Genomic DNA, 23,547 nt, shown 5'->3' on the forward strand with positions numbered 1-23,547 from the left:
ACGGGCGCGTCGAAACCACCGCAAGGAAGGCACCCAACGCACGTCATGCTGACCCACGTCTTCATCGCCAACCGCGGCGAGATCGCCGCTCGGGTTGCCCGGACCTGTGACCGCCTCGGGATCGCGGCGACCGCGAGCAGCGGCGACTACCTCGACGTCGAGGCCCAGGTTGCCCAGGCGGTCGCGGCCGGCGCGGACGCCGTGCACCCCGGCTACGGCTTCCTGTCGGAGAACCCCGCCTTCGCGCGCGCGGTCACGTCGGCCGGGCTCGCGTGGGTCGGGCCGCCGCCCGAGGCCATGGAGGCGATGGCCCGCAAGGACCACGCGCGGGAGATCGCCGTGGCCGCGGGCGTCCCGGTCGTGCCGCGTGGTGAGGACAGTCCCTACCCGGTCCTGGTCAAGGCCGCCGCCGGAGGTGGTGGCAAGGGCATGCGCGTGGTCCGCGACGAGTCCGAGCTGGAGGAGGCGCGAGCGGCCGCGGCCCGGGAGGCCCGCAGCGCCTTCGGCGACGACACGATCCTCGTCGAGAAGTACGTCGAGCGCGGCCGCCACATCGAGGTGCAGGTGATGGCCGACAGCCACGGCACCGTCCTGCACCTCTGGGAGCGCGACTGCTCGACCCAGCGCCGTCACCAGAAGGTGCTCGAGGAGGCGCCCGCCCCGACGATCAGTGACGAGGTCCGCGCGCTGGTCACGAGCTCGGCCGTCGCCCTGGCGAAGCAGGTCGGCTACACCAACGCCGGCACCGTCGAGTTCCTCCTCGACTCCGACACCGACGAGGCCTACTTCCTGGAGATGAACACCCGGCTCCAGGTCGAGCACCCCGTCACCGAGGCCGTCACAGGCCTCGACCTCGTCGAGCTGCAGCTGCTCGTCGCGGCCGGCGAGCCGCTGCCGCTCACGCAGGACGACGTCGGCGTCACCGGCCACGCGATCGAGGCGCGGGTCTACGCCGAGGACTCCTTCGGCGGGTTCCTGCCGCAGGCCGGCACCGCGACCCGGGTCGTGTGGCCGACCGGCGTGCGCGTGGACCACGCGCTCGAGTCCGGCCAGACCGTGTCCACGGCGTACGACCCGATGCTCGGCAAGGTGATCGCCCACGGCGCCGACCGCGAGCACGCCCGCCAGGCCCTGGTCGCGGCGCTCGACGAGACCGCGATCCTCGGCCTGACCACCAACGTCGGCTTCCTGCGAGCGCTGGTCGCGAGCGAGGAGTTCCGCGATGCGACGATCGACACCGCGTGGCTCGACCGTCACGACGTGCCGGCACCCGATCCCGCGCCGGCGCGCGAGCTCGCCGCGTGGGAGGTGTTCCTCCGCGACCGCACGGACGACGGCCCGTTCACCTCCGACGGCTTCCGGCTCGGCGCGGAGCCGGTGCCCATCGTCGTCGAGCTCGACGCGCCGGTCACCCTCACCGTGCAGCCGGCCCACCGGCCCGTCGCCGCGGTCCGGCACGACCGGGTCGAGGTGGTCCACCACGGCCAGCGCTTCGTCTTCGAGCGACCCGACGTGATGGGCGACCACGCCGCCGCGGTCGCCGACGGCGCCCTGACCGCACCGATGCCCGGCACGGTGCTCGACGTCCGGGTCACCGAGGGCGAGACGGTCGACGAGGGCCAGGTGCTCGGCGTGCTTGAGGCGATGAAGATGGAGCTCGCCCTCAAGGCACCGTTCGCGGGCACCGTCTCCACCGTCGGCGCATCGGCGGGTGACCAGGTCAAGCTCGGTGACACGGTGTTCGTGGTGGAACCCGTGGTGGAGCCCGTGGTGGAGGCGGCCGATGAACCTTCCTGAGCACGTCACGATCTACGAGGTCGGCCCGCGAGACGGCCTGCAGAACGAGAAGTCGATGGTCCCGGTCGACGTGAAGGAGCAGTTCGTGCGCCGCCTGCTCGCGGCGGGGCTACCGGTCGTGGAGGCGACGTCGTTCGTGCACCCGAGGTGGGTGCCGCAGCTGGCGGACGCCGAGGAGCTGATGACGCGGCTGGGCGCCGACGGCAACGACCTGCCGGTGCTCGTCCCCAACGAGCGTGGGCTCGACCGCGCGCTCGAGCTGGGGCTGCGGCACGTCGCGATCTTCGGGTCGGCCACCGAGACCTTCGCGCAGAAGAACCTCAACCGCAGCCTCGACGAGCAGTTCGCGATGTTCGAGCCGACCGTGACGCGGGCCCGCGACGCCGGGCTGGACGTCCGCGCGTACGTCTCGATGTGCTTCGGCGACCCGTGGGAGGGCGCCGTGCCCGTCGAGCAGGTCGTCGGCGTCGGCAAGCGCCTCTTCGACCTCGGCGCGAGCCAGCTCAGCCTGGGTGACACGATCGGCGTCGGCACCGCCGGCCAGGTGACAGAGCTCATCGAGGCGTTCGTGGCTGCGGGGATGGCGAAGGACGACCTCGCGATGCACTTCCACGACACCTACGGCCAGGCGCTGGCCAACACCTACTCGGCCCTCCAGTCGGGCATCACGACGTTCGACGCCAGCGCCGGCGGGCTCGGCGGCTGCCCCTACGCCAAGAGCGCCACCGGCAACCTCGCCACCGAGGACCTCGTCTGGATGCTCACCGGCCTCGGCATACAGCACGGCGTCGACCTCGACGCGCTCGTGGCGACCAGCGCGTGGATGGCCGGCGAGCTCGGCCGCCCGTCTCCCTCGGCCGTGGTCCGGGCGCTGTCACAATCAGAGGTGTGAGCACCCGGCGCGTCTATCTCCACGTGGGCGCGCCCAAGACCGGCACGACGTACCTCCAGGACCGGCTGGCGCTCAACGCCGCCTCGCTGCGCGGGCACGGCTACCGCTACCCGACGGGGCCGCACGGCGACATGTTCCTGGCTGCGCTCGACCTCCTCGACCGGCCGTGGGGCGGCATGCGACCGCAGGCCGAGGGCGAGTGGGACGCACTGGTCAAGCGCGTACGACGAGCGCGCGCCACCGTCGTGCTGAGCCACGAGATCCTCGCCGGCGCCAAGCCCCACGAGGCGCAGCGCGCGCTGAGCGACCTGTCGTTCGCCGAGGTGCACGTGGTCTACAGCGCGCGCGACGTGGCCCGGCAGGTCGCGGCGGAGTGGCAGGAGCAGCTCAAGCACCAGCGCAAGGTGAGCTTCAAGACGTTCCTCCGCCAGCTCCGCGAGACCGACCAGCGCAAGGCGACCCGGTGGTTCTGGCGCGTGCAGGGGCTTCCCGGCGTGCTGGAACGGTGGGGCAACGGACTCCCGCCCGCGCGGGTGCACGTGGTGACCGTGCCGCGGCCCGGTGGACGGCCCGAGGAGCTGTGGGAGCGGTTCTGTGCAGTGCTGGGCATCGACCCCGACTGGGCGCCCCGCGAGGGGGCCCGTCGCAACCCCTCCATCGGCCGCGCCGAGAGCACGCTCGTGCGGCGGGTCAACGCGCGGCTGAAGGAGGCCGGCCTGCCGTCCGACCAGTACCGCTCGCTGGTGCGGCAGCTCGTCGTGCACGAGACGCTCGCGACCCGGCCGCGGATGCAGCCCGTGACGCTCCCGCCCGACGCCTATGACTGGGCCGAGGAGGTCGCGCAGGGCTGGATCGACTGGGTCCGGGGATCCGGCGTCGACGTCGAGGGTGACCTCGAGGAGCTGCGCCCGGTGCGACCGCCGGCCGACGCGGTCTGGCAGGACCCCGACCGGCCCCGGCCGCGCGACGTGACCTCGGCCGCCATCGACGCGATCGTCGCCCTCACCCTCGAGGCCGCCCGACGTCCCGACCCCGACGACACCCTCACCTCGCGGGCCGCGAAGCTGGCCCGCCACCTCCGACGATGACCGCCGGTGCGTGGGCGTGGGTCGCGCACCTGCGCGCGGGAGGTACGACGCCCTGGCAGTCCTGGACGTCGACCGACGCGGCCGACGAGGGCGGCTACCTGCCGGGTGCCCAGCAGCTGGAGCTGCTGCGCCGTCTCAACGTGGCCGGCCGCCCGTCGCCCGCGCTGGTCGAGCGGGTGCTGACCGCCTCGGCCCCGGGCCGGGGCCGGCCCGACCTCGAGCTCGTCGGCGTCGGCGAGCCGCGGCGCTTCGGCCCGCCCGCGGTCGACCCCGCCGTTCTCTCCGACGACGAGCTGCTGCGGGTGGCGACCGGGCTGCTGGCCGCTGAGCTCGCGGCTCCCGTCGAGATGAGGGACGTGGCTGGAGACGGGCCCGCTGGTCAGCCGGTTTCCACATCTCGACGCCGACCGCCGCGGACCCGACGGTTCCGGACGCGCTACGAGCTCGCCGGCGACCCGTGGCTGGCCGCGGCCCACACCCGGCAGCTCACGCTCGACGGACGCCCGCCCGGAGGGCCGGGCCGGTCGGTGCACGTGCTCGGCAGCGACCTCCAGACGATGCTCGCGCACACCTGGGCGGCGGGGTCGTTCGGCACCGGCGCCCCGAGCTGGCCGGACTTCCTCGCCCGGGTGCGCGCCCGCCGACGGCTGCCGCGGCGGGTCGACCTGCCCGGCGTGGTCGAGCGGTTCGGCGCCCGGCCGCACACCGGCCGGGTCGGGGTGGTGCTCGACCTGGCGGCGTTGCCGCGGCTGGTCGGCGTACGCCGCCTCGAGCCGGTGCCCGACGTGCCCGCCCACGCCACCGAGCTGGCCCGGCAGGTGGGGGCCGCGCTGAGCCTGCACGTGGTGCCGGCCGAGCAGGCCGAGCTGCTGGCGTCGGCCCTGCTGCCCCGGCTGGCCCGCGTGGCCGGCCCCCTGCCCGTCGTCCCCGCCGAGCACCGTGACTGGGTCGAGGACGCCGCCTTCGGCCTGCGGCAGCAGCTGCTGCGCGCTCGTTACCCTGTGGTGGGCGATCCGGACGAGCTCCTGCCCACCTGGTCCGAGCCCGTGGAGGGCTCGGTCCTCGGTCTCGCGATCGAGCTGCTGCTGGAGGAGGCAACGTGAGCCGCAAGGTGCTCCTCCACGTCGGTACGCCGAAGACCGGCACGTCGTACCTCCAGGACGTGCTGTTCCGCAACCGCGAGGTGCTGGCCGCGGCCGGCATCGCCTACCCGGCCGACCGCCCCGACGCGCACTTCCTCGCGGCCCTCGACCTCATGCAGCTGCCGTGGGGCGGCCTCCAGGCCGAGGCGATCGGCGCCTGGGACGCGCTGGCCGAGCGGGTGCGCGGCCACGACGGGACCGCGATCATCAGCCACGAGATCCTGGCGACCGCGTCCCGCTCGCAGATCGGCCGCGCGCTCGACTCGCTCGGCCACAACGCCGGCGCCGAGGTCCACGTCGTGCTGAGCGTGCGCGACCTCGTCCGCCAGATCCCCGCGGAGTGGCAGGAGAACGTCAAGCACCGCGCGCAGCTGGGCTACGGCGCCTTCCTCGACCAGGTCCGCGACCCCGAGCGGGCGACGCGGATCGGCGCCTGGTTCTGGGGCGTGCAGGAGATCCCCGACATCCTCGACCGGTGGGGCCAGGAGCTCCCGCCGGAGCAGGTGCACGTCGTGACCGTCCCGCCGCCCGGCGGCGCCCCCGAGGTGCTGTGGAAGCGGTTCAGCCAGGCCTTCGGCCTCGACGGCATCGACCTCGACCTCGAGGGCGAGCGGCACAACCCCTCGCTCGGCGCGCCCGAGACCACGCTGCTGCGGCGCATCAACCGCAAGGCGAACGCCGAGCTCGCCCCCGCCGACTACCGCCCGCTGGTCCGCGAGCTGCTGGCGCACCAGACCCTGTCGCGCCGGACGAGCTCACCTCGCCTCGCGCTGCCGCCGGACCTGCACCCGTGGGTGCGGGAGCTGTCGGCGTCCTGGATCGCGGAGCTCGGGGCGCGGGGCTACGACGTAGTCGGCGACCTCGCCGACCTGGTCGGCGCGCCGCCCGTGGCGGAGTACGCCGACCCGGACCGCCCGCGCGAGAAGCAGGTCGCCGCGGCGGCGGTCGACGCGATCACCGCGCTGCTGCTCGACGACGCGCGGCTGCGGCGCGAGGAGCAGCGACTGCGCGAGGAGCTCGCCGACGTGCGCGGCGCCCTGGAGCGGGCCTACGCGACGCCGTCCTACCGCGTGCGCCGCGCGCTCGTCGTCCGCCTGGAGGGCAGCGGTCTCGGTCGCGGCCTGCTCGGGGCCTACCGCCGGGCGCGGGGCAGGAGCTCGCGGTCGGCGTAGCGGCCGACCTTCCACGTGGCGAACGCGTCGGCGCCGAGCCCGATGAACCCGCCGGCGACCGGGATGCGGCGCCCGACCGTCGTCGCGAGCCGCTTGCCCGCGACCTTGGTGACGAGTTCGGCGGCGACCTCGGAGGAGATCACGACGTCGAGGTCGGGGTCGTGCTGCGGGGCGGTCGCGAGGGCCATCGGCGGCGCGGGCAGCTTGCGCTTCTTGACCAGGGCGTTGACGACGTCCTCGCCGAGCATCGTGGTGAGGATCGCGTTGCGGACCCGCGGGTCGTCGAGGTCGTAGCCGCGCAGGTGGGCGATGCCGGCGATCATCCGGCACTGGATCAGCGCCAGCCCGGTGATGTTGGTCGGGATCGTCAGCGCGATGGTCACCAGGCCGCCGAGGTTGGTGACGAACCCCTGCGCCGCGGCGTAGCGGACGTGGTTCTCGATCACCTCGTGGACGGCCTTCTCGACGTTGCCCTTCTGCTCCTTCAGCTGGGCGTCGGCCGCCTTGCTGGCCGGGGGCAGCGGGCCTACGCCGACGATCGCGCGGTGCAGCGCCTCGCGGACGAACGACGAGGTCAGACCGGGTGCGACCTGCGTGATCCTGGGCGCGAGCTGCTTGCTCACCGCGCCTGCCGCCTTGCTGGTCACGCCCATGATGGAATCCTACGTTCGTGCCGGTCGAGCCCCCGCCTTCGCCGTGGGCGTTCCCGGACCCCCTCGACGCCGAGGACGACCTCGTCGGCATCGGCGCCGATCTCGCCCCCGGTACCCTCCTGACGGCCTATCGCTCAGGGATCTTCCCGATGCCCGAGCACGGCGTCCGGCCGCCCATGCACTGGTTCTCCCCGGTGCACCGCGGGATCGTGCCCCTCGACGGGCTCGTGGTGTCGCGCTCGCTGCGTCGCTCGTGCCGCGACTTCGAGATCCGGGTCGACACCGCGTTCGACGAGGTGGTGGCGCGGTGCGGCGACCCGGAGCGCGACGCGGGCTGGATCACCCGCGACATCGCGGCGGCGTACGCCGAGCTGCACCGTCTCGGCTGGGCGCACTCGGTGGAGGCGTGGCAGAACGGCCGGCTCGCCGGGGGGCTGTACGGCGTCGGGATCGGCGGGCTCTTCGCGGGGGAGTCGATGTTCCACCTCGCGCGGGACGCGTCGAAGGTCGCGCTGGTCGGTCTCGTCGACCTGCTGTGCTCCGACGGCGTCGCGGGCCGGCTGCTCGACGTCCAGTGGGTGACCCCGCACCTGGCCAGCCTTGGCGCGGTCGAGGTGCCGCGACGCACCTACCTCGACCTCCTGGCGCAGGCGCTCCTGCTGCCCGCGCCGCCGTGGCCGGGCTGACCTGGCGCGACGTTCCACCGCCGACCCGACCTGCGCGCCGCCTGAACGCACGTGCGAGGGTGGGGGCCGACCGAACCAAACGTGGGGAGACCTGGATGAAGCTCGGACTGCTGGCCGCAAGCCTGGTCCTCGTGGCCGGCGGCGCCGTCGCGTGCGGCGACGACGACGGGAGCAAGGGCGGCGACGCGAAGGCGGACGACGCGGCGTCGACGGAGGACTTCTGCGCGGCGTTCGCGGCGTTCGCAGACGACCTCTCGGGCGTGACCGGGCAGGAGGACAACCTCGGCGAGATCCTCAAGAAGGCCGCCCAGCGGATCGAGGACGTCGGCACGCCCAACGGCATCCCCGACGACGCCAAGGAAGGTCTCCAGCTGACCCTCGACGCGATCCACGACCTGCCCGACGACGCGTCGGTCGAGGACATGGCCGGGCTCGAGGAGGACTTCTCCGAGGAGGACGAGAAGAAGACCGAGGCGTTCAGCGAGTACCTCGAGAAGACCTGCCCCGACCTCGGCGACGGCAGCGGCGCCTCGGAGAGCGACGAGGGCAGCGACTCGAGCGACGCGCCCAGCGACGAGGCGAGCGACGACTCCGGCGACGACGGCTGATGCGGCTGGGTCTGCTCGCCGCGTCCCTCGTGCTCGTCGCGGGTGCGGCTGCGGGCTGCGGTGACGACGACGGCAGCGGCGGAGGTGGGGGCGACGCCGCTCCGTCGACGAAGGAGTTCTGCGGCGCGTTGAAGACGTTCCAGGACGACTTCGCCCAGGCCGACCCGACCAAGGACCTCGCGGGCTACATCAAGACGCTCAAGGAGGCCGCGGACCGGCTCGAGGACGTCGGCACGCCCGACGACATGTCCGACGCGGCCGAGGACGGCTTCGAGCTCACGATCGGGAAGATCAAGGACCTGTCCGACTCGGCGAGCGTCGACGACCTGGCCGACCTCGGCGACGTCAGCGAGGAGGACCAGAAGAAGCTGGACGCCCTCGACGAGTACATCTCCAAGACCTGCCCGGAGCTGAGCGGCGAGACGGACGGCTAGGACCAGGGGCCGCGCCCGGCGTCGTACGCCGCTAGACGATCGTCGGCGGCTGGCCGGACTCGCTCACCAGCGGCCGGCCGGCCGCCTCCCAGTCGAGCAGCCCGCCGTCGAGGTTGACGACGTCGCGGCCCTGCTGCGAGAGCCACATCACCGCCCGGGCCGATCGCGCGCCGACCTTGCAGACCACGAGGGTCTGGCCCTCCGGCACCTCGTCGAGGCGGCTGGTCAGCTCGCCGAGGGGGATGTGGATCGCGCCCTCGACGTGGCCGTGGTGCCACTCGACGGGCTCGCGCACGTCGACCACCGACAGGCCGTCGGGCAGCGGGTCGGGGACGCCTGAAATGGCCACGGTGGGAACGCCACTCATGTGGTCCAGTTGACCACGCGCCGCTCGACCCCGGACCGACGACCCTCGGCCACGACCCCGGGCCTCGCCATGCGCGCGGCGCTCGCCTCGGCGGTGCTACTGCTGGTAGGGGCTACTTGAGCAGCTTGCTCATCCGCCGGTCGGCGAGCGGCTTGCCGCCGGTCTGGCAGGTGGGGCAGTACTGCAGGCTCGAGTCGGCGAACGAGACCTCGCGCACGGTGTCGCCGCACACCGGGCACGGCTGCCCGGTGCGGCCGTGCACGGCGAGGTTGGACTTCTTCTCGCCCTTGAGCTCGCTCATCGCCAGCCCGCGCGAGCGCTCGACGGCGTCGCCGAGCGTCACCCGGATCGCGTCGTAGAGCACGACCAGCTCGGTGTCGTCCTCGCCCTCGAGCAGCGACGAGGCGGGCTTGAACGGCGACATCCGCGCGGCGTGCAGGATCTCGTCGGAGTAGGCGTTGCCGATGCCCGCGATGGTGCCCTGGTGGCGCAGCACGCCCTTGATCTGCTTGCGGCCCTCGGCGGCGAGGATCTCGCGGAACCTCTCGAGCGTGAAGTCGTCGGTCAGCGGGTCGGGCCCGAGGCTGGCGATGCCGGGGACCTCCTGCGGGTCGCGGACGAGGTAGATCGCGAGGCTCTTCTTGGTGCCGGCCTCGGTGATGTCGAGGCCCGACCCGTCGTCGAGCACGACCCGCGCGGCGAGCGGGTTCTTGCCGCCGGGCCGGGGCGGCACCGTCGGCACCTCGTCCTTCCAGCGGATCCAGCCGGCCCGCGCCAGGTGCATGACCAGGTGCAGCCCGCCCACGGTGACGTCGAGGAACTTGCCGTGCCGGCCGACGTCCTCGACCAGCAGCCCCTCGAGCGCCCGCAGCGGCGGGTCGAACGTCTTCAGCGCGCTGAACGCCGCGATGTGCACCGTGGCGATGGCGTGCCCGTCGAGCCGGCCCTTGAGGTCGAGGGCCAGGGCTTCCACCTCGGGCAGCTCGGGCACGCAGGAAGTGTAAGTCGGCCCACCCTCCGGGGTAGTCCGTGACGAAACGACCCCGGATCGGCACCCATCGGGGCCGTTGCGTCACGGACTACCCCGGCCGGCCCGGACCTTCCCACGCCAGCGAGCCAGTGACAGGCGTGGACCCGGCGAGCAGAATGGGCAGATGCCCGCCGCCCGGCCGCTGCCTCAGCTGGGGTCGATCTTCCTCGACTCGCGCGGCAGCGAGCGCGCGCTCCGGGTCTCGTGGCACTCCGAGGCCGACGTCGTGGTGCTGTCGCTGTGGCGCGACAACGTGTGCGCGGCGTCGTTCCGCCTGGCCGTCGAGGAGGTGCCGGAGCTGATCGAGCTCCTCCGCTCCGGTCTCGACCGCGCCTACCGCCACGCGCCGACCCGCGAGCCCGCCTGACCGCGGGGAGGTTTCACCGGGTACCCGGTGAAACTGGCGCTGACCGCAAGGAACTCCATCCGGTCAGCGGCAGTTTCGTGGGGGCAGTTCCTCGTCAGCAGAAACGCCGAGGCGGCGAAATCTACGGAATTCGCTAGACGGTTCCATACCGTCGTAGCCATGGATCCGGTCCGCAACCCGTACGCACCCGGCGCCGGGCAACGACCGCCCGAGCTGGCGGGCCGGGGCGAGCAGGTGCGGGCGTTCGACGTCGTGCTCGAGCGGGTGGCGCGGCACCGGCCCGAGCGGTCGCTGGTGCTGACCGGGCTGCGCGGGGTCGGCAAGACCGTGCTGCTCAACGCGCTGCGCGGACAGGCGGTGCGCAAGGGCTGGGGCACCGGCAAGCTCGAGGCCCGGCCCGACCAGTCGCTGCGCCGGCCGCTCGCGAGCGCGCTGCACCAGGCCGTCCGCGAGCTCGGCCCCGGCGCCGACGACGGCGGAGACGCCGACCACGTGCTCGGGGTCATCCGTTCCTTCGCCGAGCGGCAGGCCGGGCCCGACGCCAAGCTGCGCGAGCGGTGGAGCCCGGGCATCGACGCCCCGGCGGTGCGCGGACGCGCCGACTCCGGTGACGTCGAGATCGACCTGGTCGAGCTGATGAACGACGTCGGCGGGCTGGCGGCCGACCTCGGCAAGGGCGTCGCGGTGTTCGTCGACGAGATGCAGGACCTCGGGCCCGACGACGTGTCCGCCCTGTGCGCGGCGTGCCACGACGTCAGCCAGTCGGGGCTGCCGGTCATCGTCGTCGGCGCGGGCCTGCCGCACCTCCCCGCCGTGCTGAGCGCGAGCAAGTCCTACTCCGAGCGGCTGTTCTCCTACCAGCGCATCGACCGCCTCTCGCGCGCCGAGGCCGACCGCGCGCTGAGCGCGCCCGCCGCCGAGGAGGACGCGTCGTACGACGACGACGCGCTCGCCGCGATGCACACCGCCACCGGCGGCTACCCCTACTTCATCCAGGCCTACGGCAAGACCGTCTGGGACCTCGCCCCGCGCTCACCGATCACCGCCGCCGACGTCGCGGTCGCCGCGCCCGAGGCCGAGCGCGAGCTGGCGGTCGGGTTCTTCGGCAGCCGCTACGAGCGCGCGACGCCGGGGGAGCGCGACTACCTGCGGGCGATGGCCGACGCGGCCGGGCCCGAGGACGACCCCGACGACCCGGTCGGCTCGGTCGCCACCGCCGAGGTCGCGGGCGTGCTGGGCAAGAAGCCCCAGTCGCTGTCGCCGGCGCGCGACGCGCTGCTCAAGAAGGGGCTGATCTACTCCGGCGAGCGCGGCCGCATCGCCTTCACCGTGCCCCACTTCGGCCGCTACCTGCGCCAGCAGGCGTGAGCGCGAGGAGCGTCAGTCCGGGGTGCCGTCCTCGGCGTACTGCAGCGTCTGCAGGACCCAGAACGCCGTGAAGGCGACCAGCAGCAGCGCCTCGACGACGAAGACCCAGCGGGCGAACGGCTCGGCGCCGCTGGCGGCCTTGACGACGAACAGGGCCAGTGCGCCACCGATGACCCAGCCCATGACGTAGGCGATCCAGCGGTAGGCCCGCCTGTACGTCGCGGCCCGGCCGACGGTGAGGGTGCCCCCGGCGGCGACGAACTCGTCGACCTTGGCGGCGTTGACCAGGGCCACGGCAACGATGAGGCCGAACATCGGGACCGCGGTGCCGTAGTGGGCGTAGTCGAGGAAGGAGTCGCGGCCGAGGGCGAACCACAGCGCGAACGCCGTCAGCCCGACGGCCGAGATGGCCAGGGCGAGCAGGTCACGGCGCTCCTCGCGGCCGCGCCGCACCGTGCGCGCGGCGAACAGCACCGCGAGGGCACCGACGACGAGGAGCGCCTCGATGTTGTTGACGACGCCCGGCACGACGGTGTCGGGCACGCAGGGGGTCGCGCTGCCGCAGACGGACCTGTCGTCGAGGGGCGTGGGGCACAGCGCGACCACCGGTGCGCACATCCCGGCCAGGTTGAGCATCAGGTCCTCGCGCGGCCGGTCGCGGCCCTTGATCGCGATCAGGCAGACGCCCATCGCGCACAGGGTCCCGACGAAGACGCTGCGGACCGGTGTGTAGTAGTAGGCGCTGATCGAGCCGAGCCACTCGGTCCTGCCGAAGGCCATCTCGAGGACGAGCGAGGCCCCGAGGAAGAGCGCGAGGGCCACCAGCCCGACCCGCAGGTAGAGGTAGGTCTTGCTGGTCGACTCGCTGTGCCCGGTCACGTGCTCGTCGTACCACGAGGAGCCGACGGCGGAGGTTTCGCGCGGGCTGGAACGGGGAGACGCCACGGGCATGAGCCAGGAACGTGCACTCCTCCTGTCCGTCGGCTCCTTCGTGCTGTGCGCGGCCTTCGTCGTGATCCTGTTCGCGGTGGTCGACATCGAGCCGGCCCTGAGCATCGGACCGCTCATCGCGGGGGCCATCGCGGCGACCTTGGCCTACCGGAGCCTCCGCGGCGAGGAGAGATAGGCGCGGCGGTGTCGGCGCGCAGCGCGTGGCCGACCGGGCAAATCGTCCTTAAGGATGAGGGTGCGGGTCGATTGGTTGACTTAGTCTCCTATCTGGCTCACGCCGCTCTCGGGACCCCCTCGGCTCTCTCCCAATCTCGAGGTGTCCATGGCCCTCCGCTCCCGCCCCGCCACCCTGCTCGTCCTCACGGTCGCCCTCGTGGCCTCCTGCGTCGTGGCGTCTGTCGGCACGTCGGGACCCGCCGCCGCGCAGGGCACCGTCACGGTCAGCATCCAGGGCAAGGGCACCGTGACCGGCCCCGGCATCACCTGCACGGAGTCCGCCGGCAGCGACTGCTCGGAGTTCTACGCCAACGAGCCGTGCGAGGACACACCACCCCCGTGCTTCCAGCCCCCCGAGGTGGAGCTCACGGCCGCGGCCGACCGGGACGGGTTCGTCTTCGACCACTTCGACGACTGCCCCCTCGTCTCTGGTCGGACCTGCACGCTCCTCGTCTCCATCCCGCGCACCGTGTCCGCGGTGTTCCGCGACGTGGCCGCGCCCTCGGTCGGGTTGACCGACCCACCCAACGGCCTGGTGCTCGGCCCCGCTGTCCCGATGCTTCCGCTCGGCGCCTCGGCGACCGACAACGCCGGGGTCGTCAAGGTCGAGTTCCTCGTCCGCGACGTCATGGTCCTGGCGCGGACCTCGCCGCCGTTCACCGGCACCTTCAACACCTCGTCCCTCGCCGGCGGGCCGGCGACCGTCAGGGCGCGCGCGTACGACGCCGCCGGCAACGTCGCCGAGAGCGCCGCCCGGACGGTGACGATCGACCGCACGCCACCGTCCGTCGTGATCACCGGACCGGACGGCGACACCTTCGGGCCGGGCTCGACGCAGACCTGGGCGTTCTCGGTCAGCGACCTGACCTCCGTGACGGCGAGGTGCTCCGTGACGCCCTCGGGGTCGCCCGCCAGCTTCGGGCCCTGCTCCGCCGGGACTGCCGGCCACTCCGTGACCGACCTGCCGGGCGGCACCTACGAGCTCCGGACCGAGATGACCGATGCCGTCGGCAATGTCGTCCAGCCCTCCCGACGCACGTTCGTCATCGATGCGACGCCGCCCGAGACCAGCGTCGTCGCGGGCCCGGCTGACGGCAGTGTGCTCACCACGCGCTCGGTGTCCTTCGGTGTGACGAGCGACGACGTGGGGGCCGACCTCGGCTGTCGTCTCTACCGCAGTGGCACCGCGGTTCCCGCCTTCGTGCCGTGCCCGGCCGCGACGCCGTTCTCCGCGAGCGGGCTGCAGGACGGCTCCTACGTCTTCGAGGCGCGCGCCGTGGATGCGGTGGGCAACGTGGACCCGACCCCGGTCGCGCGCACGTTCAGCGTCGACGCCACGCCGCCGGCGCTGAGCGTGGCCAAGAAGCCCAAGCGCGTCGTGAAGGTCCGCAAGCGGAAGGCGAAGGTGAGGCTCGCCTTCAGCAGTGAGCCCGGGTCGACGTTGCGCTGCAGCCTCGACGGTGCGGCCTACACCCCGTGCGCGTCCTCCGTCGCGTTCAAGGTCAAGAGGGGCAAGCACCGCTTGTCGGTGGTGGCCGTGGACGCCGCCGGCAATGTGTCGCCGACACTCACGATCTCGTGGAAGGTCAAGCGGGTCCACAAGCGCCACTGACCGCCACAATGAGGTCATGACCCCGCCGCTGCCCCAGGTGGTCGCACACCGGGGCGCGAGCTTCGAGAACGCCGAGCACACCCTCGGCGCCTACGTGAAGGCGCTCGACGCGGGCGCCGAGGGGCTCGAGTGCGACGTGCGGCTGACCGCCGACGGGCACCTGGTGTGCGTGCACGACCGCGACCTCCGGCGCACCGCGTCGCGCCGCGGCCTGATCTCGACCTCGAACCTCGAGGACCTCGAGGCGCTGGACTTCGCGGCGTGGAAGAGCCCGTGGGCCGAGCTCGACGACGAGGCGCCCGACCGCGACAAGAGCCTCGACAGCGTGCTCACGCTCCGCAAGCTGCTGGAGATGGTCGCCGACTACGACCGCCGGGTGGAGGTGGCGATCGAGACCAAGCACCCGACGAGGTACGGCGGGCTGGTCGAGCGGCGGGTCGCGGCGATGCTGCACGACTTCGGGTGGGACGGGCCCGACCTGCCCGAGCCGAACCCCGTCCGGGTGATGAGCTTCAGCAACACCGCGCTGCACCGGATGCACCGCCTCACCCCCCACGTGCAGCTTGTGCAGCTGGTCGACAAGGCGGCGTACTGGCCGGTGGTGCGCCGGATGATGCACAAGGACTGGCTGGTGGGGCCGGGCATCGAGCTGCTCCAGGAACACCCGCGGCTGGCGGAGCAGATCGTCGCGTCCGGCCACCCCGTGCACGTCTGGACGGTCAACACCGAGCGCGACCTGCGTCGCTGCCAGGAGCTCGGCGTGCGCGCGGTCATCACCGACCGCCCGGCGTACGTGCTGGAGCTGCTCGGCAAGTAGCGTTCGGCGCCATGGCGAAGAAGTCGCGGACCAAGGCCCGAGAGACCCAGTCCACCACCCCGGGGGAGGTCGGCCCTCGGCAGCCGTGCCCGTGCGGGTCGGGCAAGCGCTACAAGGCGTGCCACGGGTCCGCGGGCGGCGCGGCGGCGGTGTACGTCGGCCGGCCGTTCGAGGGGCTGCCGTCGGAGTGCGACATCGTCGCGATGCGCGAGCTCGTGCCGAGCGCGACCGCCCCGCTGACCGTCAAGGGCACCGACAAGCCCGTCCAGCTGTGCACGCTGCTGCCGATGGCGGCGCCGGCGATGGTCCGCGACAGCGGGCAGCTCTGGCTCGGGCTCCAGGTCCAGCACAACTTCGGCGACCCGTCCCGTGACCTCGGCGCGGTGCTGCAGCTCGCGATCGACGCCGACGAGCCCGGTGTCGTCGGGCTGACCGACCCGCCGGGCGTGGACGCGCCGCGGCTCCAGGACCTCGTGACCGACACCCGGCTCGAGGTCACCGTGCACGACGGCTTCGAGTTCTGGATCGCCGACGTCGAGGAGAAGGACGACCTGGCCGCCGCGCTCGAGCAGGCCAACGCCGCTGCCAACCCGACCGCGCGCCTGACCCAGGTCGAGGCGGCGTACTGGACCGACGTCGGCACCAAGGAGCACCTGCGCTGGGTGATGCCCGAGCCCGAGGACCGGCTGCTCGACGCGCTGGCCAGGCTCCACGTCGCCGGTCGCGACGTCATCGTCGAGGACGCGCGCCTGGTCGGCATGTTCCGCGCCCACGGCCTCCTCGCACCGGTCTGGGACCTGCCGGTCGGCACCGGGCCCGAGGCGCTCGAGGACCCTGCTTCGACGTTCGCCGAGGACCTCGGCAACGCGCTGGCCGACGAGTCGGCGCTCGACGCCGACCAGCGGGCCGCCCGCTCCGGTCTCGCCAACCGCCAGGTCACGATCCGCTAGGCCACGGCCTAGGAGGCTCAGCCCCGCTGCCTGAGCAGAGACCAGCCCGAGGACGCGGTAGCAGCGCGTCCTCGGGCGCGATCTCACAGCGAGACTTGCATCCGGTACCCAGGTCCGGGTTCATCATGGCTTCGTGACCACCGACGACCTCCTGACCACCGACGCCTGCACGCTGCCCACCCTCGAGCGGTCGCTGCGGCTGGCCGAGTTCGACGGGCTGTTCGCCAGGCACCTCACCGGCTCGTCGTGGGCGGGCGACCGGCTGCGGCTCGAGCTGGCCGGCGACGCCGACCTGCACGAGCGGGTCGCGGACCTGACCGCCCGCGAGTCGGCGTGCTGCTCCTTCTTCGACTTCCGGATCTCCGGGGCGGCGGACGCGGTCGTGCTGGACGTCGGCGTGCCGCCCGAGCGCGGCGACCTCCTCGCCTCCCTCGCGAACCTCGCCGAGCGAGCGGCCCGGTGATGCGCGCGGGTGAGCTCGCCGCCGCGGCCGGGGTCAACCGGGAGACGATCCGCTACTACGAACGGCGCGGGGTGCTGCAGCGGCCCGACCGGAGCCCCGGCGGACACCGGGTCTACGCGCCGGAGGCGGTGACGCGGCTGCGGGTCGTGAAGGCGGCGCAACGCCTCGGCTTCACGCTCGACGAGGTGCGCGACCTGCTCGCCGTCGGCCGCCGGCGCGGTCGCGACGACGGCCTCCAGGCCAGGGCGAGGGAGAAGCTCGAGGAGGTCGAGGCCCGGATCGCCGACCTCACCACGATCCGCGACAACCTCGTGGCCGCGCTCGACATGGGCTGCGACGACCTGCACCAGTGCGCCACGAGCGAGTGCTGCCCGATCCCGTTCGTCGACCTGGCGTCGGTCGGGTCCGCACGATGAGCACCACACGATGAGCACCACACGATGAGCACCGAGCCCGGAGAGCGCCGGAGCCTGGGCGTGGTGACGGGTGCGGGCGGACTCGCGGCGTGCGCGGCCTGCTGCGCACCGCCGGTCGTCGGGGTGCTCGGGATCGGCACGGGCGCGGTGGCGGTGCTCAGCGCCGCGCTGGCCGTCGGGCTGGTGGTCGCGCTGGCCGTGGCACTGGCGCTGACGGCGCTCCACGTCGTACGCCGTCGGGTCGCCACCCGGTAGGGGTCAGCCCGCGCGTCGCAGGACCCACGACTGCAGGCGGGAGTAGCCCTTCACCGACGTGCGCCTCATCCGGCGGAACGAGAAGCCGGCGTGCTCGCGCTCTTCATGGCCCTGGTCCTCGGTGTCGCCCGTCAACGCGTCGTGCGCGCCCTGGTCGACGAGCACCGAGCCGGGGCGCGCGATCGACGTCAGCCGCGAGGCGACGTTGACCGTGGGGCCGAAGACGTCGCCGAGACGGGAGACGACGTCGCCGTACGCCACGCCCGCCCGCACCTCCGGGAACCTGTCGTCGGGGTCGGAGCCGCGCGCGGTCATGGTGAGCGCCGCGTCGGCGGCGCGGGCGACGTCCTCGGCGACGAAGAGCACCTCGTCGCCGATGTTCTTGATGACCCGGCCGCCGTGGTCGATGACGAGCCCGGAGCACTCGGCCTCGAAGTACTCCAGCCACTCGACCAGCTCGGTCTCGTCAAGCTCCTTGCTGCGCGAGGTGAAGCCGACGATGTCGACGAAGGCCACGGCCAGCCGCGACGTGTCGGACCCCGAGGAGTCGCTCGCCAGCAACCGCACGCCGGCGCTGGCGAGGTGGCGCCGCCAGACGTAGTTCTGCAGCTCCTCGACGCGGGGCAGCACCTCCGAGGCGAGGTCGGTGACCTGCTGCACCGGGTCGGGGCTCTCCAGCGCGAGGTCGGTGAGCAGGAGGGTCTGCCACTCGGCGAGCCGGGCGAAGCTGCGGCCCCACGTGCGCACCAGGGCGGCCTGCCGGTCGGGGCTGAGGATGCCGAGCTTCACGAGGTCGTGGGTGTACTCCAGCGCCTTCACGTCCGCCTCGGTGAAGGCCACGGCGTCGTCGGGCTGGTGAGCGAAGCCGAGCAGCCGCCACAGCTCCTGGGCGACCTCGATCGGCACGCCCGCTCGCTCGCAGACCTCGACTCGGGTCAGCGACGGGACGTCGCCGAGGAGGTAGCGCTCGATCGTGTCGAGCGCCTCGGAGAAGTCGGGCTCGTCCAAGTCAGGACTTCTGCGGGAACCGCTCGGCGGCGGTCTTCTCCAGCGCCTCGTGGAACGACGGCATCTCCACGCCGAGCCGGTCGAGCTGCTCCTTGGTGAAGTGGATGAGCTCCAGCGGCGTCAGCGCGACGATGGTCGCCGTACGCAGCGAGTGGTTGAGGATCGCGGTCTCGCCGACGATGTCGCCGGGGCCGAGCTGGGCGACCTCCTCGCCGTGCGAGCGGACCGAGACCGTGCCGTTCAGGATGATGTAGGCCTTGTCCGCGCCGGTCGACTCCGAGATCGGCGCCCAGCCCTCGGGCAGCGTGACGCGGGTGCCGGAGGCACTGATGAGAGCGATCTCCTCGGGTGTGAACATCGAGAAGAAGGTGTCTGCCATGGCCAGCCTTTCGGGTCGGGTCTGTCTAGCAGAACGACGGAGCCTGCCTGAGGGCACGGTCTCGGCGGGGGGCCTGGGAGAGCCGAACGGGCGCCTTTGCGCTGATTCGGTCTTGTTTCACGCGTGGAACAAGACCGATCCAGCGCAATTGCGTCGATTCGGCAGCACGGGGGTCAGGCCCCCAGCGGCTCCCGCGAGACCGGGCAGCTCATGCAGCGCGGGCCTCCCCGGCCCGAGCCCAGCTCGGAGCCGGCGATGCGGACGACCTCGATGCCGGCGTCCTCGAGCCGCGCGTTGGTCTCGTCGTTGCGCTCGTAGGCGACGGCCACCCGTGGGGCGAGCGCGAGCGTGTTGTTGCCGTCGTCCCACTGCTCGCGCTCGGCGGTGACCGGGTCGAGGCCGGTGTCGATCTGGTGCAGCTTGTCGATGCCCATGGCCGCCGCAGCGGCGACGAGGAACGGCTCCGCCTTCCCGACCTCGAGCACGAGGCGGCCGCTGGCCTCGCGGTCACCTGTGGGGCGGACCGTGTAGGCGATCAGCGAGTCGGCCATGTTGGGGTAGACGACCATCTTGTCGACGTCGACGAGCGTGCAGATCGTGTCGAGGTGCATGGTCGCGCGCTCCTGCGCGATCGGGACGGCGAGCACCGTGTGCGCCAGGCCGGCCTCGAAGCACTGCCGCGCCAGCCGCTCGGCGCCGGCCGGCGTCGTGCGCTCGCCGCAGCCCACCGCGAGGACGCCCGGCGCGAGCAGCAGCACGTCGCCGCCCTCGACGTGCTCGAGGTGCGCGCCGTGCATGCGCGGCGTGCCGACGAAGCGGGGGTGGCGGGTGTAGATCAGCTCGGTCAGCTCGGTCTCGCGCTTGCGCGCGGGCATCGCCAGCGACGTGATCGCGACCCGGTCGCGCACCCAGACCGACGAGTCGCGCGTGAAGAGCAGGTTGGGCAGCGGGTCGATGAGGAAGTCGTCGAAGGCCAGCAGCGAGGTGACCAGGCCGAACCCGCCGCGCACCTCGTCGTTGCGGATCCCGGCGGTGAGGTACGTCGTGAGCTCCGCGGGGCTCGACTCGCCGAGCAGCCCCTCGAGGTAGCCGCTCATCGTGTCGCCGAGGTCGAGGTCGCGCAGCGCCTCCTCGATCGCGGCGGCCCGCGCCTCCTCCTGCTCGAGCGTCTCGGTGAGCAGGTCGGTGAGGTAGAGCACCTCGACCCCGCGCCGGCGCAGCTCGTCGGCGAACGCGTCGTGCTCGTCCTGCGCTCGCGACACCCACGGGATGCCGTCGAAGAGCAGCTTGTCGTTGTTGCGCGGGGTGAGCCGCTTGAGCTCGGGGCCGGGGCGGTGCAGCATCACGGTGCGCAGCCGTCCGACCTCGCTGTCCGCGCCGTGCGGCGGCGTCGCGGCGCTGTCCGGGGATCCCTGCGTCATGGGCCGAACTGTAGTCAGGGGTCAGCGCACGAGCTCGGTCAGCGTGAGCGCCGCGAGCAGCAGGCAGACCCCGGCGCCGACGAAGTGCAGGACGTGCAGCGACACGAACCGCAGCAGCGTGCGGCCCGCCAGCACGGCGAGCCCGCTCACGAGCAGCAGCGCGCCGAGCGCGCCGACGAACACGCTCACCGGCGCCTCGTAGCGCGCGACCAGCGAGATCGTCAGCAGCTGGGAGAGGTCGCCCCACTCGGCCGCGAACAGCACCAGGAACGACGCCAGCACCGCCCGGAAGCCGGTGGCATTGGTGGCGCCCTCGACGTACTCCTCGCCCGAGGCCTGCTGGTGGCGCAGTCCCTCCCGCACCAGGATCACCGCTCCCGCCAGGAACAGCAGCAGCGCGACCGACTGCACGACCTCCTCGGGCAGGAACGACGCCGCGTGGCCGAGCAGCACCGCCACAGTCGTCTGCACGGCGAACGCCGCGCCGACGCCCAGCCAGACGAGCAGGGGCCGGTACTTCGTCGCGAGCACGAGCGTCGCGAGGAACGTCTTGTCGGGCAGCTCGACGACGAAGATGGCGCCGAAGGTCAGCGCGAGGGCGGCGAGGTCCATCAGGCGGTCAGCACCCGGGCGGCCGCCGTCGCCTCCGCCAGGACCTCGCGGACCGGCCGGTCGAGGGCGCGGGCGGCGCGCACGACGTCGTCGTACTCCGGCTGCGCGGTGACCACGAGACCGTCGAGCCGCGCGACCTTCACCGCGATCTCGAGGCCGCCCACCGTGACCGTCGTGGTCTCGCGGGGGAGCGCGTGCCGCGACACGGGGTAGTCGCGGATCCCGATCGTGGTGGTCTCCCGGAACACCGCCGCGCGCACCTCGGCAGCGCGGTCGGGGGCGACGAGAGCACGGAAGGTGTGCGCCGGGCGGCCCTTCTTCATCAGGATCGGGGTGAGCCAGGCGTCGAGGGCGCCGGCCGCCATGACCGCGGCGATGACCTCCGGCCAGAGCCGGGGGTCGAGGTCGTCGACGTTGGTCTCGAGGACGAGCAGGTCGTCGGGGTCCTCGGCCCGTGGCACCGCGGTGCCGACGAGCAGGCGCAGCACGTTGGCGTGGCTCTCCGGGTCGCGACCGCCGGCACCCACGCCGATGCCCGTGGTGGTCATCGCCGGCTGGGCGGCGTACGCCGTGGCGAGCGTGGTCAGCAGCGCGGCGCCGGTCGGCGTGCAGAGCTCGCCCTCGCCGGGTCCGGCGTACGACGGCACGCCGGTCAGCAGCGCGGCGACCGCCGGCGGCGGCACCGGTAGGACGCCGTGCGCACCGCGCACCGACCCCGAGCCGACCGCGACCGGGCTCACCACGACCTCGCCCGCCGCGAGGTGCACGAAGCCCGCGCACACCCCGACCACGTCGGCGATCGCGTCGAGCGCGCCCACCTCGTGGAAGTGCACGTCCATCGGGTCGTGGCCGTGCACCGTGCCCTCGGCGACCGCGAGCCGCTCGAAGGCACGCAGCGCCAGGTCGCGGACGTCGTCGGCGAGCGGCGCCTCGAGCAGGAGCGTCCGGATGTCGCGCCAGGTGCGGTGGTGGGCCGAGTCGGCCACCTCCACGTGCACGCGGGTCGCGGCGAACCCGTGGCGGGTGGCCGCCTCGACCCGCAGCTCGACGGGCTCGGGCGAGACGGCGTCGACCGCCGTCCGGATCGTCTCGACCGGCACGCCCGCGCCGACCAGCGCGCCGAGCAGCATGTCGCCGCTCGCGCCCGACGAGGCGTCGACCCAGATCGTCGTCACGGTGCCGGTCATCGGGCGGCCCGCGCCACCCGCGCCGCGAAGACGCCCGCGCCGTACCCGTTGTCGATGTTGACCACGGTCACGCCGGGCGCGCAGGAGTTGAGCATGGCCAGGAGGGCGGCAAGACCGCCGAACGAGGCGCCGTAGCCGACGCTGGTCGGCACCGCGACGAGGGGTACGCCGGTCAGTCCGCCGACGACGGACGGCAGCGCGCCCTCCATGCCGGCCACGACGACCAGGCAGTCGGCCGCCTCGAGGCGGTCCTGGACGGCGAGCAGCCGGTGCAGCCCGGCGACCCCGACGTCCTCGATCACCTCGACGCCTGCGCCGTGCACGCGGATCGACAGCGCCGCCTCGGCCGCGACCGGGGCGTCACTGGTGCCGGCGGAGACGACGGCGACGGTGCCCCGGGGCTCCGGGAACGGGCCGAGGGTCGCGGCGCGCGCGACCGCGTCGACGTTCGCCTCTGGCAGCGACGTCGCGACCTGCGCGAGCGCCTCCTCGGACAGCCGCGTCGCGAGCACCGCCCGGTCGGGGTGCCGCTCGTGGAGCGTCCGCAGGATCGCGATGACCTGGCCCGGCGTCTTGCCGGAGCCGAAGACGACCTCCGCGTCACCCGTGCGGCGGGCCCGGTCGAGGTCGACGCGCGCGAACCCGAGGTCCTCGGTCAACGGGTCCGGCTCCACCGGGTCAGGCTAGTCGCCGGCTGTCTCGCGCAGCGCCTCGAGGTGCCGCTCGTAGGTCAGTCGGTCGCCTCCGTGATGGCTGCCAGGTCGATCGGGCTGGCGATGAGACGAGCCGGCGTCAGGCGTGGTCCTCGCGGAAGGAGTCGGCGGGGTAGACGCCGAGGATCTTCACGTCGGTGGTGAAGAAGCGCAGCTCCTCGAGGGCGCGCGCGACGCCGGGGTCGGAGGGGTGGCCGTCGACCTCGGCGAGGAACTGCGTCGCGGTGAACCACCCGCCGACCATGTAGCTCTCGAGCTTGGTCATGTTCACGCCGTTGGTCGCGAAGCCACCGAGGGCCTTGTAGAGCGCCGCGGGCAGGTTGCGCACGTTGAAGATGAACGACGTCACGACCGGGCCGTTGCCGGGCGCCGCCTCGACGAGGTCGCGCGAGAGCACCACGAACCGCGTGGTGTTGTGGTCCTCGTCCTCGACGTCCTCCGCCAGCACGTCGAGCCCGTAGATCTCGGCCGCGAGCGGCGGTGAGATCGCGCCCTGGGTGGGGTCGCCGGCCTCGAGGATCTCGCGGGCGGCGCCGGCGGTGTCGCCGGAGATCACGGGGTTGAGGTCGTGTTCGCGGATGAACCTGCGGCACTGGCCCAGCGCGTGCACGTGGCTGTGCACCGTGCGGACCTGGTCGAGTCGCGCGCCGGGGATCCCGAGCAGCTGGAACCGGATGCGCAGGAAGTGCTCGGCCACGATGTGCAGCCCCGAGTCGGGCAGGAAGTGGTGGATGTCCGCGACCCGCCCCGCGATCGAGTTGTCGATCGGGATCATCGCGAGGTCCGCGCTGGGCTCGACCCCGGCGCCGCCCTCGACCGCCGCGAACACGTCCTCGAACGACGCGCACGGCACGGCCTCCAGGTCCGGGTAGTGCTCGCGGCACACCTGGTGGGAGTTGGCACCCGGCTCGCCCTGGTAGGCGATGCGGCGCGGTTCGGTCAC

The 23,547-nt window shown here is 73.1% G+C and carries 28 protein-coding genes; 17 read left to right on the forward strand and 11 right to left on the reverse strand.

The window, feature by feature from the left end; all coding sequences use genetic code 11:
* Positions 1–45 precede the first annotated feature (45 nt).
* The 5 genes from G514_RS0104855 to G514_RS0104875 are packed head-to-tail and all read left to right on the forward strand — an operon-like array spanning position 46 to position 6,091.
* Positions 46–1,797, forward strand: coding sequence for an ATP-binding protein (locus tag G514_RS0104855; RefSeq protein ID WP_028650835.1), 1,752 nt, complete (start codon positions 46–48; stop codon positions 1,795–1,797).
* A complete protein-coding gene (locus G514_RS24960; RefSeq protein ID WP_051246814.1) occupies positions 1,784–2,689 on the forward strand; it encodes a hydroxymethylglutaryl-CoA lyase in 906 nt (301 codons plus the stop codon). Before G514_RS0104855 ends, G514_RS24960 begins: the two co-directional genes overlap by 14 nt.
* Entirely contained in the window at positions 2,686–3,777 is a 1,092-nt protein-coding gene (locus G514_RS24965) for a hypothetical protein (protein WP_036563646.1), read from the forward strand. Before G514_RS24960 ends, G514_RS24965 begins: the two co-directional genes overlap by 4 nt.
* Positions 3,774–4,880, forward strand: coding sequence for a hypothetical protein (locus tag G514_RS0104870; protein WP_028650836.1), 1,107 nt, complete (start codon positions 3,774–3,776; stop codon positions 4,878–4,880). The genes G514_RS24965 and G514_RS0104870 overlap by 4 nt, the downstream gene beginning before the upstream one ends.
* Positions 4,877–6,091, forward strand: coding sequence for a hypothetical protein (locus G514_RS0104875; RefSeq protein WP_028650837.1), 1,215 nt, complete (start codon positions 4,877–4,879; stop codon positions 6,089–6,091). The genes G514_RS0104870 and G514_RS0104875 overlap by 4 nt, the downstream gene beginning before the upstream one ends.
* Here G514_RS0104875 and G514_RS0104880 read toward each other — a convergent pair.
* The gene (locus tag G514_RS0104880) at positions 6,052–6,744 is read right to left on the reverse strand and encodes an EcsC family protein (RefSeq protein ID WP_028650838.1); all 693 of its coding nucleotides are present in this window, start codon (positions 6,742–6,744) and stop codon (positions 6,052–6,054) included. The two genes, G514_RS0104875 and G514_RS0104880, sit on opposite strands and share 40 nt — an antisense overlap.
* Before the next feature lie 17 nt (positions 6,745–6,761).
* On the opposite strand from G514_RS0104880, the gene aat reads away from it, so the two are divergent.
* The 3 genes from aat to G514_RS0104895 all read left to right on the forward strand — a co-directional run bounded on the left by aat (position 6,762) and on the right by G514_RS0104895 (position 8,472).
* Positions 6,762–7,430, forward strand: coding sequence for a leucyl/phenylalanyl-tRNA--protein transferase (gene aat, locus G514_RS0104885; RefSeq protein ID WP_028650839.1), 669 nt, complete (start codon positions 6,762–6,764; stop codon positions 7,428–7,430).
* Between the two features lie 95 nt (positions 7,431–7,525).
* Positions 7,526–8,038 (forward strand): hypothetical protein, encoded by a 513-nt coding sequence (locus G514_RS0104890; RefSeq protein ID WP_028650840.1) that lies wholly within the window; start codon positions 7,526–7,528, stop codon positions 8,036–8,038.
* Positions 8,038–8,472 carry a hypothetical protein gene (locus G514_RS0104895; protein WP_028650841.1) on the forward strand — a complete coding sequence of 145 codons (435 nt, stop codon included), beginning with the start codon at positions 8,038–8,040 and terminating at the stop codon, positions 8,470–8,472. Before G514_RS0104890 ends, G514_RS0104895 begins: the two co-directional genes overlap by 1 nt.
* Positions 8,473–8,503: 31 nt before the next feature.
* Here the strand turns inward: G514_RS0104895 and G514_RS0104900 are convergent, their stop codons facing one another.
* Positions 8,504–8,821: a rhodanese-like domain-containing protein gene (locus G514_RS0104900; protein WP_245582105.1), complete on the reverse strand. Its 318-nt coding sequence runs from the start codon at positions 8,819–8,821 to the stop codon at positions 8,504–8,506.
* 130 nt (positions 8,822–8,951) lie between these two features.
* A complete protein-coding gene (locus G514_RS0104905; RefSeq protein WP_028650843.1) occupies positions 8,952–9,830 on the reverse strand; it encodes an Fpg/Nei family DNA glycosylase in 879 nt (292 codons plus the stop codon).
* Positions 9,831–9,993: 163 nt separating this feature from the next.
* Here G514_RS0104905 and G514_RS0104910 point away from each other — a divergent pair, with 163 nt between their 5' ends.
* On the forward strand, positions 9,994–10,236 hold the full coding sequence (locus G514_RS0104910) for a hypothetical protein (RefSeq protein ID WP_036563648.1): 243 nt from the start codon (positions 9,994–9,996) through the stop codon (positions 10,234–10,236).
* Between the two features lie 159 nt (positions 10,237–10,395).
* Positions 10,396–11,604, forward strand: a complete 1,209-nt coding sequence (locus G514_RS0104915; protein WP_028650845.1) for an ATP-binding protein — start codon at positions 10,396–10,398, stop codon at positions 11,602–11,604.
* A 12-nt stretch (positions 11,605–11,616) separates the two neighbouring features.
* On the opposite strand, the gene G514_RS0104920 is transcribed toward G514_RS0104915, so the two are convergent.
* Positions 11,617–12,549 (reverse strand): hypothetical protein, encoded by a 933-nt coding sequence (locus tag G514_RS0104920; protein WP_157544606.1) that lies wholly within the window; start codon positions 12,547–12,549, stop codon positions 11,617–11,619.
* 4 nt (positions 12,550–12,553) lie between these two features.
* On the opposite strand from G514_RS0104920, the gene G514_RS30120 reads away from it, so the two are divergent.
* The 7 genes from G514_RS30120 (at position 12,554) to G514_RS24970 (ending at position 17,284) form a co-directional block, all read left to right on the forward strand.
* On the forward strand, positions 12,554–12,730 hold the full coding sequence (locus tag G514_RS30120; protein ID WP_157544607.1) for a hypothetical protein: 177 nt from the start codon (positions 12,554–12,556) through the stop codon (positions 12,728–12,730).
* 147 nt (positions 12,731–12,877) lie between these two features.
* Positions 12,878–14,383 (forward strand): Ig-like domain-containing protein, encoded by a 1,506-nt coding sequence (locus tag G514_RS0104930; RefSeq protein ID WP_028650848.1) that lies wholly within the window; start codon positions 12,878–12,880, stop codon positions 14,381–14,383.
* A gap of 16 nt (positions 14,384–14,399) precedes the next feature.
* On the forward strand, positions 14,400–15,200 hold the full coding sequence (locus G514_RS0104935; protein WP_028650849.1) for a glycerophosphodiester phosphodiesterase: 801 nt from the start codon (positions 14,400–14,402) through the stop codon (positions 15,198–15,200).
* A gap of 11 nt (positions 15,201–15,211) precedes the next feature.
* Positions 15,212–16,150 carry a DUF5926 family protein gene (locus G514_RS0104940; RefSeq protein ID WP_028650850.1) on the forward strand — a complete coding sequence of 313 codons (939 nt, stop codon included), beginning with the start codon at positions 15,212–15,214 and terminating at the stop codon, positions 16,148–16,150.
* Between the two features lie 133 nt (positions 16,151–16,283).
* Positions 16,284–16,613, forward strand: a complete 330-nt coding sequence (locus G514_RS0104945; RefSeq protein WP_028650851.1) for a hypothetical protein — start codon at positions 16,284–16,286, stop codon at positions 16,611–16,613.
* Complete coding sequence (locus tag G514_RS0104950; RefSeq protein ID WP_036563697.1) at positions 16,613–17,029, forward strand: MerR family transcriptional regulator; 417 nt, start codon at positions 16,613–16,615, stop codon at positions 17,027–17,029. Before G514_RS0104945 ends, G514_RS0104950 begins: the two co-directional genes overlap by 1 nt.
* 24 nt (positions 17,030–17,053) lie before the next feature.
* Positions 17,054–17,284, forward strand: coding sequence for a hypothetical protein (locus tag G514_RS24970; protein WP_036563651.1), 231 nt, complete (start codon positions 17,054–17,056; stop codon positions 17,282–17,284).
* Between the two features lie 3 nt (positions 17,285–17,287).
* On the opposite strand, the gene G514_RS0104960 is transcribed toward G514_RS24970, so the two are convergent.
* The 7 genes from G514_RS0104960 to G514_RS0104990 all read right to left on the reverse strand — a co-directional run bounded on the left by G514_RS0104960 (position 17,288) and on the right by G514_RS0104990 (position 23,547).
* Positions 17,288–18,292, reverse strand: a complete 1,005-nt coding sequence (locus G514_RS0104960) for an adenylate/guanylate cyclase domain-containing protein (RefSeq protein ID WP_245582106.1) — start codon at positions 18,290–18,292, stop codon at positions 17,288–17,290.
* Between the two features lies 1 nt (position 18,293).
* Positions 18,294–18,671: a Crp/Fnr family transcriptional regulator gene (locus G514_RS0104965; protein WP_028650854.1), complete on the reverse strand. Its 378-nt coding sequence runs from the start codon at positions 18,669–18,671 to the stop codon at positions 18,294–18,296.
* Positions 18,672–18,844: 173 nt separating this feature from the next.
* The gene (locus tag G514_RS0104970; protein ID WP_036563655.1) at positions 18,845–20,092 is read right to left on the reverse strand and encodes an arginine deiminase; all 1,248 of its coding nucleotides are present in this window, start codon (positions 20,090–20,092) and stop codon (positions 18,845–18,847) included.
* A gap of 21 nt (positions 20,093–20,113) precedes the next feature.
* Entirely contained in the window at positions 20,114–20,704 is a 591-nt protein-coding gene (locus tag G514_RS0104975) for a TMEM165/GDT1 family protein (protein WP_028650856.1), read from the reverse strand.
* On the reverse strand, positions 20,704–21,891 hold the full coding sequence (larC, locus tag G514_RS0104980; RefSeq protein ID WP_245582107.1) for a nickel pincer cofactor biosynthesis protein LarC: 1,188 nt from the start codon (positions 21,889–21,891) through the stop codon (positions 20,704–20,706). The genes G514_RS0104975 and larC overlap by 1 nt, the downstream gene beginning before the upstream one ends.
* Positions 21,888–22,565, reverse strand: coding sequence for a nickel pincer cofactor biosynthesis protein LarB (gene larB / locus G514_RS0104985; protein WP_028650858.1), 678 nt, complete (start codon positions 22,563–22,565; stop codon positions 21,888–21,890). The genes larC and larB overlap by 4 nt, the downstream gene beginning before the upstream one ends.
* A gap of 118 nt (positions 22,566–22,683) precedes the next feature.
* The gene (locus tag G514_RS0104990) at positions 22,684–23,547 is read right to left on the reverse strand and encodes a prephenate dehydratase (protein WP_028650859.1); all 864 of its coding nucleotides are present in this window, start codon (positions 23,545–23,547) and stop codon (positions 22,684–22,686) included.

The organism is Nocardioides halotolerans DSM 19273, from assembly GCF_000422805.1.
In the GTDB taxonomy this organism is placed as follows: Bacteria; Actinomycetota; Actinomycetes; order Propionibacteriales; family Nocardioidaceae; genus Nocardioides; species Nocardioides halotolerans.

Excerpts from the sequence above, each read along its gene's own strand:
- G514_RS0104855 (WP_028650835.1), top strand. The coding sequence starts at position 46 with ATGCTGACCCACGTCTTCATCGCCAACCGCGGCGAGATCGCCGCTCGG.
- G514_RS24960 (WP_051246814.1), top strand. The coding sequence starts at position 1,784 with ATGAACCTTCCTGAGCACGTCACGATCTACGAGGTCGGCCCGCGAGAC.
- G514_RS0104870 (WP_028650836.1), top strand. The coding sequence starts at position 3,774 with ATGACCGCCGGTGCGTGGGCGTGGGTCGCGCACCTGCGCGCGGGAGGT.
- G514_RS0104880 (WP_028650838.1), bottom strand. The coding sequence starts at position 6,744 with ATGGGCGTGACCAGCAAGGCGGCAGGCGCGGTGAGCAAGCAGCTCGCG.
- G514_RS0104890 (WP_028650840.1), top strand. The coding sequence starts at position 7,526 with ATGAAGCTCGGACTGCTGGCCGCAAGCCTGGTCCTCGTGGCCGGCGGC.
- G514_RS0104895 (WP_028650841.1), top strand. The coding sequence starts at position 8,038 with ATGCGGCTGGGTCTGCTCGCCGCGTCCCTCGTGCTCGTCGCGGGTGCG.
- G514_RS0104910 (WP_036563648.1), top strand. The coding sequence starts at position 9,994 with ATGCCCGCCGCCCGGCCGCTGCCTCAGCTGGGGTCGATCTTCCTCGAC.
- G514_RS0104915 (WP_028650845.1), top strand. The coding sequence starts at position 10,396 with ATGGATCCGGTCCGCAACCCGTACGCACCCGGCGCCGGGCAACGACCG.
- G514_RS30120 (WP_157544607.1), top strand. The coding sequence starts at position 12,554 with ATGAGCCAGGAACGTGCACTCCTCCTGTCCGTCGGCTCCTTCGTGCTG.
- G514_RS0104930 (WP_028650848.1), top strand. The coding sequence starts at position 12,878 with ATGGCCCTCCGCTCCCGCCCCGCCACCCTGCTCGTCCTCACGGTCGCC.
- G514_RS0104935 (WP_028650849.1), top strand. The coding sequence starts at position 14,400 with ATGACCCCGCCGCTGCCCCAGGTGGTCGCACACCGGGGCGCGAGCTTC.
- G514_RS0104940 (WP_028650850.1), top strand. The coding sequence starts at position 15,212 with ATGGCGAAGAAGTCGCGGACCAAGGCCCGAGAGACCCAGTCCACCACC.
- G514_RS0104950 (WP_036563697.1), top strand. The coding sequence starts at position 16,613 with ATGCGCGCGGGTGAGCTCGCCGCCGCGGCCGGGGTCAACCGGGAGACG.
- G514_RS24970 (WP_036563651.1), top strand. The coding sequence starts at position 17,054 with ATGAGCACCGAGCCCGGAGAGCGCCGGAGCCTGGGCGTGGTGACGGGT.
- G514_RS0104965 (WP_028650854.1), bottom strand. The coding sequence starts at position 18,671 with ATGGCAGACACCTTCTTCTCGATGTTCACACCCGAGGAGATCGCTCTC.
- G514_RS0104970 (WP_036563655.1), bottom strand. The coding sequence starts at position 20,092 with ATGACGCAGGGATCCCCGGACAGCGCCGCGACGCCGCCGCACGGCGCG.
- G514_RS0104975 (WP_028650856.1), bottom strand. The coding sequence starts at position 20,704 with ATGGACCTCGCCGCCCTCGCGCTGACCTTCGGCGCCATCTTCGTCGTC.
- larC (WP_245582107.1), bottom strand. The coding sequence starts at position 21,891 with ATGACCGGCACCGTGACGACGATCTGGGTCGACGCCTCGTCGGGCGCG.